8 protein-coding genes are annotated in these 8,266 nt (G+C 34.5%); 4 read left to right on the forward strand and 4 right to left on the reverse strand.

What is annotated here, in order from left to right:
• Positions 1-114 precede the first annotated feature (114 nt).
• From thiS to HOG71_03500, 4 genes are read right to left on the reverse strand one after another with little or no spacing between them, the layout of a single operon-like run.
• On the reverse strand, positions 115-318 hold the full coding sequence (gene thiS, locus HOG71_03485) for a sulfur carrier protein ThiS (protein ID MBT5989894.1): 204 nt from the start codon (positions 316-318) through the stop codon (positions 115-117).
• Between the two features lies 1 nt (position 319).
• Entirely contained in the window at positions 320-901 is a 582-nt protein-coding gene (gene thiF, locus HOG71_03490; protein MBT5989895.1) for a sulfur carrier protein ThiS adenylyltransferase ThiF, read from the reverse strand.
• 33 nt (positions 902-934) lie between these two features.
• The gene (locus HOG71_03495) at positions 935-1,432 is read right to left on the reverse strand and encodes an FMN-binding protein (protein MBT5989896.1); all 498 of its coding nucleotides are present in this window, start codon (positions 1,430-1,432) and stop codon (positions 935-937) included.
• 2 nt (positions 1,433-1,434) lie between these two features.
• Positions 1,435-2,622, reverse strand: a complete 1,188-nt coding sequence (locus HOG71_03500; GenBank protein ID MBT5989897.1) for a hypothetical protein — start codon at positions 2,620-2,622, stop codon at positions 1,435-1,437.
• 548 nt (positions 2,623-3,170) lie between these two features.
• On the opposite strand from HOG71_03500, the gene HOG71_03505 reads away from it, so the two are divergent.
• The 4 genes from HOG71_03505 (at position 3,171) to HOG71_03520 (ending at position 8,073) form a co-directional block, all read left to right on the forward strand.
• Positions 3,171-5,324 (forward strand): aldehyde:ferredoxin oxidoreductase, encoded by a 2,154-nt coding sequence (locus HOG71_03505; protein MBT5989898.1) that lies wholly within the window; start codon positions 3,171-3,173, stop codon positions 5,322-5,324.
• 120 nt (positions 5,325-5,444) lie between these two features.
• Entirely contained in the window at positions 5,445-5,897 is a 453-nt protein-coding gene (locus tag HOG71_03510; protein ID MBT5989899.1) for a hypothetical protein, read from the forward strand.
• Between the two features lie 121 nt (positions 5,898-6,018).
• A complete protein-coding gene (locus tag HOG71_03515) occupies positions 6,019-6,654 on the forward strand; it encodes a DUF3943 domain-containing protein (GenBank protein ID MBT5989900.1) in 636 nt (211 codons plus the stop codon).
• 186 nt (positions 6,655-6,840) lie between these two features.
• Positions 6,841-8,073 carry a spore maturation protein gene (locus HOG71_03520; protein ID MBT5989901.1) on the forward strand — a complete coding sequence of 411 codons (1,233 nt, stop codon included), beginning with the start codon at positions 6,841-6,843 and terminating at the stop codon, positions 8,071-8,073.
• Positions 8,074-8,266 lie beyond the last annotated feature (193 nt).

Below are 8,266 nucleotides of genomic sequence, written 5' to 3' on the forward strand. Positions count from 1 at the left end.
TCGTACTTCTTTATTGACCGAATGCAATTCGGTCTTACATTTCTATTCTATTATCAGCCTTGAGATACTAATACATCGTTCACTCAGTGTCCTCTTTGAGAGACACTGATGAGGCTAGCCTCCACTAATCAAGTGCAACACCATTACATCATCGCCATCACTAATTATTGTGGTTTCGTATTTTTCTTTTTTCACAAATACACCATTGATTTTGATTACCAATAGTTTAAACGTAAAGGTCTTATAATCTAGCAGTTCTCTTACACTCAACGAATCTTTGTCAATACTTTCTGGTCGGTTATTCAGTGTAATTTGCATGCTATTTGGTCAATAATATTTCTAAAACGGTATTGGCTTGCATGTGGGCTACCATACCTACACGGGGCGCTAAGGGCGGATTTTCATCTGAGACTTCTGACTGCCCATCTCCACAAACATATAGGTTGTTATTCTTTTGCAGTTGTATGCTATTGCTATCACCAAACCCAGCCATCCCTAAACCAACAACTATTGGTTTATCAGGAAAATGAGTCAGAACAGCTTCTATAATCATTTCTTTTTCTGAGGCTTTATCAAATGCTTCAACAATCACATCACAGTCTTTAAACTTGCGTTTAATTTCACCTTCACATAATTTGATATCGTGAGCTTCTACTTCAACATCCGGATTAATGGCTTTGATATTCTCTGCTAAAGCTAAAACTTTCTTCTCTCCTATTTGCTTTTTGAAATAATACTGTCGGTTGAGATTGGATTCATCCACCACATCAAAATCACAAATAATTAGTGTGCCAATTCCTACACGAGCCAAGGCAACAGCACAGTTAGAGCCGAGTCCTCCTGCACCTGCAATACCAATCGTATATTTTTTTAGCTTTGACTTGACTGTTTCAAAATCCATGATACGAAGTTAATAAATCCCACAAAATCCTGATTAGAGTTTAACTAATTCAGCAATTCGTGAATTTATTATATTAATATCTTCAGTTATTGATCGTGAAGACAAAGTAGCTCCACTAATAGCGTCAATGTCTTTAGAGAATTCTCTTTTCTCTCCCGATTTCATTCCCTCATACTGAACGAGCCACCTTTTATTGCAAATTTCCATTCCATGATCAGATCGATAAACCAATACCTCGATTTTTTGTATTTCCAGATTTAAATCATATAAAATGTAATAGTCAAAATAGTCGTAGCGACCTTTTGCACTTGATACAACCAAAAAGGCTATGTTGTTTCCATTTGAAAGAATTGAATACAGGTCTTTTGTTGAATCAAAAGATTTAAAATAAAGATATGAGATAGCTTCTCCTTCAAATTGTTCAGCTAACAGTTTATCAATCTTTTTGAGTGACGATTTGCTTAGTTTAATATTTTCCCCATTCGTTAAAAACAATAAGGAGAATAAGATAGCTATTATTGAGATCTTCATTATTAAAATCCTACAGCGATTCCTGCATTAAATTGTTTTGTAAAATTAGCATTTGATTCATTCCCAAAAAGCTGCAAATCAGCCTTTATCATGGCACCATCAGCCACTTTCCATCCTAAACCAAAAGTATATTCAGTACGATCATTGGACAAATCAATACTTGTTATGCCTGAAACTGAGTTCTGTGTATTGTAATTTTCATAGCGTACAAAAGGAATCAGTTCAGTTTTGCATTTATCAAAATGACGTAATACATCATAACCTAATTCAATATAATATCCTTGTAAGGACGCTCCAACATCGCTTCCTGTAAACTCATTGTACTGCACACTATTTGAAATATTACCCAAATAGTATTGTCCTCTGACCATAAAACCACCTGTTTTATAGCGTGCATCAAAACCAAACATCGACAATCCGATAACTGAAGAATCAGCTATTGAAATTTCATTTGCATCTGATTTGTCAACACCCTGATATAAAGTTGATTGTGAGTTTCCAAAGTAGCCTGATAAACCAAGATTCAATCCTCTAATTCCATAAAACTCTACTTTTGATGTATAATTTGGTGAAGAAATATAGGATTCTGCAGCTTTTTGCCTTCCGCTTCTTAAACCTCCCGATCCAGAAAATTTTGCACTTCCATCATATCCATTAAACCCATTAACAACATAAGCTTGATATTTAATATTTGCAGATTGTATTTTCCCGCTAAAACCAGCTCCAATTTCCCTCCATGTTGTTGGAGCTATTCTGCTATCTAAATTTGGTCTTTCCACTCCATTAAATGTATTGGGTTCGTGATACTCATTGATTATTCCCATTGGAATTAATAATAAGCCTGATCTGAAATTCAAATAATCATTTATTTTATAATTCAAAAACGCTTGCTCCACATACACTTCTGAAACATGTTCAAATTCAAGTTCTGTTACAAAACTGGTTCTTTCATTGAACTTATAACCAAATAAAATGACTAAACGATGTACATCCAATTTCCCATTATTCATTTCATCACCAGACAATTTCTGATTGTAATCCACCTGTCCGTATCCTCCTATGGTTAGTTTATCTTCCTTATCCAACATTACTGAACTTGCGTTTTTATACTCATTATTCTTGTCTTCATCTGTTTGCGCATAAAGCATCCCTGAAAACAAAATCAATGAAATGGCTACTACTCTTTTCATCTTAATATTATTTAGACTGTTTTTTAATACAGGGCAAATCTAAATAAAAACAAAACTCATAAACAAGAAAAAATTGAAGTAATTTAAGTACTGCTAATCCTGAATGTTTTTACTAGTAATTAATAATTACTGTTCACCTCATTATTTGAATAATGTATTCATCCCCGAAAGCATTTTATCTTGTATTAGAAGGTCATTTATTATCCTTTCGGACTGGACTCAACAATAGAACATTTGAACAAATGAACAATAGAATAACGAAGTAAAATAAGATACAATGAAAGAGCGAATGACTTTCAGTAGTTCTGAAATTGTTATATAATCTAAACCTACTTCCTAAATCGTTATTCAAATGTTCTTTTATTCGTTATTCATTTTATATAAGTTGGCTGAACAGCAACAAATTAATCTTAGTAAAACTAGAGTTTCTATAAATTACCGATATGCAATGACTTACATATTGCAAAAAAAACAAAATTGTCTAGCATGATTTAACAAAATTTATACATTTGTGAATAATAGATGAACGACTTTAAAACATGTAAACAATGAACGTAGCTGAATTGAAAAAACAACGCACGCTCTTAAAAGAGGTAAGCTATAAATGGGCTCCTATTGATAAGGGATATAATGACCGAACTCTCTATATCAATTTGGATGACAACCGGATTGAAGAAAAAAAGGTTTCCCCAATGATGAAGGAAAAATTCATCGGTGGTAGAGGATATGGTTTAAAAATGCTATGGGATGCCACAAAACCAGATACAAAGTGGAATGATCCTGAAAATGAAATCATCATTGCAGGAGGACCAATTTGTGGTATAACACAATATAGTGGAACTGGTAAATCTTTGGTTGTCAGTATTTCACCACAAACTAATTCAGTTATGGATAGTAATGTGGGTGGATTTTTCGGCCCTTTCTCAAAATTCTGTGGGTTTGATGCCGTTGAAATTCAAGGCAAAGCAGATAGAGAAATTATCATTGTCATTGACAAAACAACTGAAACAATTCGTATTGAAGAAGCTCCTGCTGAAGCAATTGATAGTCATGTTTTAGCTGAACAGCTTACAGAGATGTATGCCAATGATGATAAAGACAAAAAGAATGTAGCAGTAGTTTCTGCCGGTACAGCAGCTGATCATTCCTTAATTGGAATGCTTAATTTCAGTTTCTATGATCCAAAACGAAAGTTGGTTCGTTTAAAGCAAGCTGGTCGTGGTGGTATTGGAACTGTTTTCCGTGATAAAAAAATCAAGGCTATTGTTGCTAAAATTGATGGAGTAAAAGGAAACCTAAACAATGTAGTTGACTTGAAACCCATCATGGAAAAAGGTAAGAAATTCAATGCAGAAATGCGCGAATTTGATGATGATCAGGCCGAAATGAGAACAAAAGGTACTGCTCACCTGACCAATGTTATGAATGATTATGACCTTTTCCCTACCAATAACTTTAGGTTTGGTAGTCATCCAGATGCAGAAAAAGTTCATTCAGAAGTTTATAAGAAGTTCTTTACACAAGGTATTCCTGATGGTTGCTGGATTGGTTGTAATATGTCGTGTGCTAAAGGAGTTGATAATTATTTACTCAGAACAGGTCCATATGCTGGTGATAGAGTGATTGTAGATGGACCAGAATACGAAACAGCAGCATCATTAGGTTCATGTGCAGGTATTTTCAATCCTGATTTTACCATTGAAGCTAATTTTTATTGCGACACATATGGTATTTGCACAATAACCTGGGGAACTATCTTAGGTTTTGTCATGGAATGTTACGAAGAAGGAATCTTAAATGATGAAAGAACAGGTGGACTCAAATTGAACTTTGGCAATGCTGATACAGCTATGGAATTACTTCATATGTTAGCAAAAGGTGAAGGATTTGGTGTAACTGCAGGTTTAGGTGTTCGTGCAATGAAACTCATGTTTGGTGAGAAAGGTTGGGGCGATCCAAAATTCTTGTTTGACATTGCTATGGAAAATAAAGGACTTGAGTATTCACAATATGTTTCTAAAGAATCTCTAGCACAGCAAGGTGGATATGCTTTAACAAACAAAGGTCCACAGCACGATGAAGCTTGGTTAATTTTTATGGATATGGTTAATAACCAAATTCCAACATTCGCAGATAAAGCAGAAGCTTTACATTACTTCCCAATGTTCCGTACATGGTTCGGCTTGGTTGGTTTGTGTAAATTACCATGGAATGATGTTGAGCCTGCAGGAAATGCAGAAACTGATGAACCAGCAAAAGTTCCAGAGCACGTAGATAATTACGTAACAATTTACAAAGCAGTTACAGGATTAGAATTCGATAAAGAAGAAATGATTCGTCAATCAGAACGCGTATATAACTTCCAAAGAGTATTCAACTTAAGAAGAGGTTATGGTACCAGGGAATTTGATGCTCAACCATATAGAGCAGCAGGTCCTGTTACTGAAGAAGAATATTTAAGCAGACAAGATCGTTATGATGGTCAGCTGAAAGATATTATTGGAATTGATCCAGAAGGTTTAAGCTTACAAGAAAAGATGGATCATACACGTAAATATCGTGAGAGTCAATATGAGCAGCTTTTAGATGCCGTATACAAACGTAGAGGATGGACTAACAATGGTGTTCCGAAAATTGAGCATCTTAAAGAGTTGGGAATGGATTTCCCAGAGCTTATTGAACTGGTTGCTCCACATCAATAGTTTAAAACTAAGATTAAAAGCCATCTAAAAAGGTGGCTTTTTTTTAAACAATATCTTAATCTTTGTTTTTTCATTTTTTTAACATTATTTACTAACTTGCATAAAATTAAAAATTCGTATATGAAAAACCTACTTAGTATTACTATTTTGGTAATGGCACTTACCCTGAGTTCTTGTTTTGGCAATTATCTGAATTATTCAGTGAATGTTGACCCCAATGTACCTGATACATATGATGGTCGCGATGTAACAGTTGCAGGTACTGTGTATGTTAGCTCCCAAGATGTTACTTTTTATGCATGGGATTCTGGTGACGTTGATGGCGATATCGTCAGTTTAATTGTTAATGGAAACACAGTATTAGACTATTACACATTAACAGGTTCTGAAAAAGCTATTAGTGTTTCATTAAAAAACACAGGTTACAACTATGTTCTGTTGTATGCACATAATGAAGGTGATATTCCTCCAAACACATGTGCATTAGACTTGGATGATGGTATTGATAGACAATCACTCACATTATCATCTGACTTAAGCACAAATGAAGCATATAATATTTATGTTCAATAGTTTTTATTAACCTCAAAACTAAACCGGATGCAATTTGTATCCGGTTTCTTATTTTATGCGTATTTCTTGCATCCTACTAGGTCTATTCCTTTTTTCCTTTACTGATTTGCATGCTCAAAAAATGCAAGCTTACTCCGCTTTTTCAAAGCAAGATTTTAATTCAGCATTACATTCACATCTAAATTTTGATAGGAATTTTGATTCTAAAAGGTTCGGGCATTCATGTCGATTGCTTAATCAAGATAGTTTGCCTGTATTAGCCCGTTTTGCTTACACCAATTTGGTCATGCTTTCTTCAAGTATTGCTGGACATGCCTATTTAGTTTTAAGAACACACAAAACCGAGGATTGGTCTAGTAAATATAGTTGGCAAAGTATTGAACGAACATTTACTCTACCACCAAAGTGGGATGAGGATCATTGGTCTTTTAATTATTTAGTACACCCGTATATGGGCTCTCTCACCTATCTTGCATGGCGTAATCGAGGAGGTTCACCATTGTCTGGCTTACTAGTTTCCGGCCTTAATTCCACCTTGTATGAATACCTAATCGCCAGTGCTATTCAACGACCAAGTGCCAACGATTTAATCATTACACCTCTTACAGGAGCCATATTAGGAGAAGCCATCTTTTTTATTGAAAAGAAGATATTGGGTCAAAAATACCTAAGCGTAACGGAGAAAATTATTTTGACAATAATTGATCCTTATGAAGTAGCACGAAATCGATTTCGGTATAACAAAATGATTCGATAAGTATTCTTTTGTTAAATTTCTCCTGTAAAAACATAAATTTTGTTCAAAGTAAAATACAAAATTTATATTCTCAGTCGGAATCGCTTCGCTTTTACATGATTTTTTTTCATTTGCCTGCAGGTAATTTCAAACGAAAAAAAAATCATGTATATTTGATTCAAGCTTAAAATCTATCAAGCATAACAAATGGTATTAAATTATATTTGGATTGCATTTTTTTTGATTGCATTTGTTGTTGCGCTCCTCCGGCTAATTTTTCTTGGTGATCTGGATGTATTTCCAAATTTGGTCAATAGTACTTTTGAAATGGCCGAAGCCAGTGTCAAAATATCCATTTATTTGATTGGTATTATGGCTTTATGGCTGGGTATTATGCGTATTGGAGAAAAAGGTGGAGCTGTAAAAGGTATTGCACGTGTATTTAATCCTTTGTTTTCAAAACTATTTCCTGAAATTCCAAAAAATCATCCTTCAATCGGATCGATGATTATGAATATTTCAGCGAACATGCTTGGTTTGGACAATGCTGCTACACCACTTGGCCTAAAGGCTATGAAAGAGCTTCAGGAAATTAATCCTTCATCAGACACCGCTTCAAATGCGCAAATATTATTTCTGGTGCTGAATACTTCTGGATTAACTATCATACCAGTCAGTATTATGGCATTACGGGCGGCAAATGGTGCCGCTAATCCATCTGATGTTTTTCTGCCCATTTTATTAGCTACTTTTTTTTCAAGCATGGCAGGCTTGATTGCCGTTTCAGTCGTTCAGCGAATTAATTTATTCAATAAAGTAGTTGTTACCTATCTCGGAAGCGCCATAGTAATTATTACAGCTTTAATTTGGTATTTTAGCACATTACAACCCGAAGCAGTTGGGAAAATATCAACAGTTGCAGGAAACCTAATACTATTTTCAATAATCATAACCTTCATATTATTGGGAATAAGGAATAAAATTAATATCTATGATAATTTTATTGAAGGGGCTAAAGAAGGTTTTAGTGTTGCAATAAAAATCATTCCTTTTTTAGTTGCCATGTTGGTAGCTATCGGTGTTTTTCGGGCATCTGGTGCTTTAGATTTTATCATGGATGGCTTCAAACATTTTTTCTCTCTTTTTAATATCAATACTGATTTTGTTGATGCACTGCCAACAGCATTCATGAAACCATTAAGTGGTAGTGGAGCACGTGGGATGATGGTTGAAACAATGCGCACTTTTGGAGCTGATTCTTTTCCAGCAAAACTTTCAGGGGTATTTCAGGGGTCGACTGAAACAACATTTTATGTTTTGGCGGTTTATTATGGTGCTGTGAATATTAAACGAACACGTCATACCTTAGGTTGTGCACTTTTCGCAGATTTTGTTGGAATTATAGCAGCTATTTTTATTGCCTACCTATTCTTTCACTAAGATTCTTTTTAATTGCACAAAATTTGATTTAACAAAATTGCCTGTAAATAATTAAACATTTATCGTAACTAATCAGGGATATATGTAGCAAGGCAATTTAAGCCCTCAAGAACATTGTTTCTAGACTTGATGATTGTATCAATAATTGACCTGTTTATTGCGAAAGTCTGAGCACCATTTGTCGATTTAAAAA

It is taken from the genome of Bacteroidota bacterium, from assembly GCA_018698135.1.
In the GTDB taxonomy this organism is placed as follows: Bacteria; Bacteroidota; Bacteroidia; order CAILMK01; family JAAYUY01; genus JABINZ01.

Excerpts from the sequence above, each read along its gene's own strand:
- thiS (MBT5989894.1), bottom strand. The coding sequence starts at position 318 with ATGCAAATTACACTGAATAACCGACCAGAAAGTATTGACAAAGATTCG.
- thiF (MBT5989895.1), bottom strand. The coding sequence starts at position 901 with ATGGATTTTGAAACAGTCAAGTCAAAGCTAAAAAAATATACGATTGGT.
- HOG71_03495 (MBT5989896.1), bottom strand. The coding sequence starts at position 1,432 with ATGAAGATCTCAATAATAGCTATCTTATTCTCCTTATTGTTTTTAACG.
- HOG71_03500 (MBT5989897.1), bottom strand. The coding sequence starts at position 2,622 with ATGAAAAGAGTAGTAGCCATTTCATTGATTTTGTTTTCAGGGATGCTT.
- HOG71_03505 (MBT5989898.1), top strand. The coding sequence starts at position 3,171 with ATGAACGTAGCTGAATTGAAAAAACAACGCACGCTCTTAAAAGAGGTA.
- HOG71_03510 (MBT5989899.1), top strand. The coding sequence starts at position 5,445 with ATGAAAAACCTACTTAGTATTACTATTTTGGTAATGGCACTTACCCTG.
- HOG71_03515 (MBT5989900.1), top strand. The coding sequence starts at position 6,019 with ATGCAAGCTTACTCCGCTTTTTCAAAGCAAGATTTTAATTCAGCATTA.
- HOG71_03520 (MBT5989901.1), top strand. The coding sequence starts at position 6,841 with ATGGTATTAAATTATATTTGGATTGCATTTTTTTTGATTGCATTTGTT.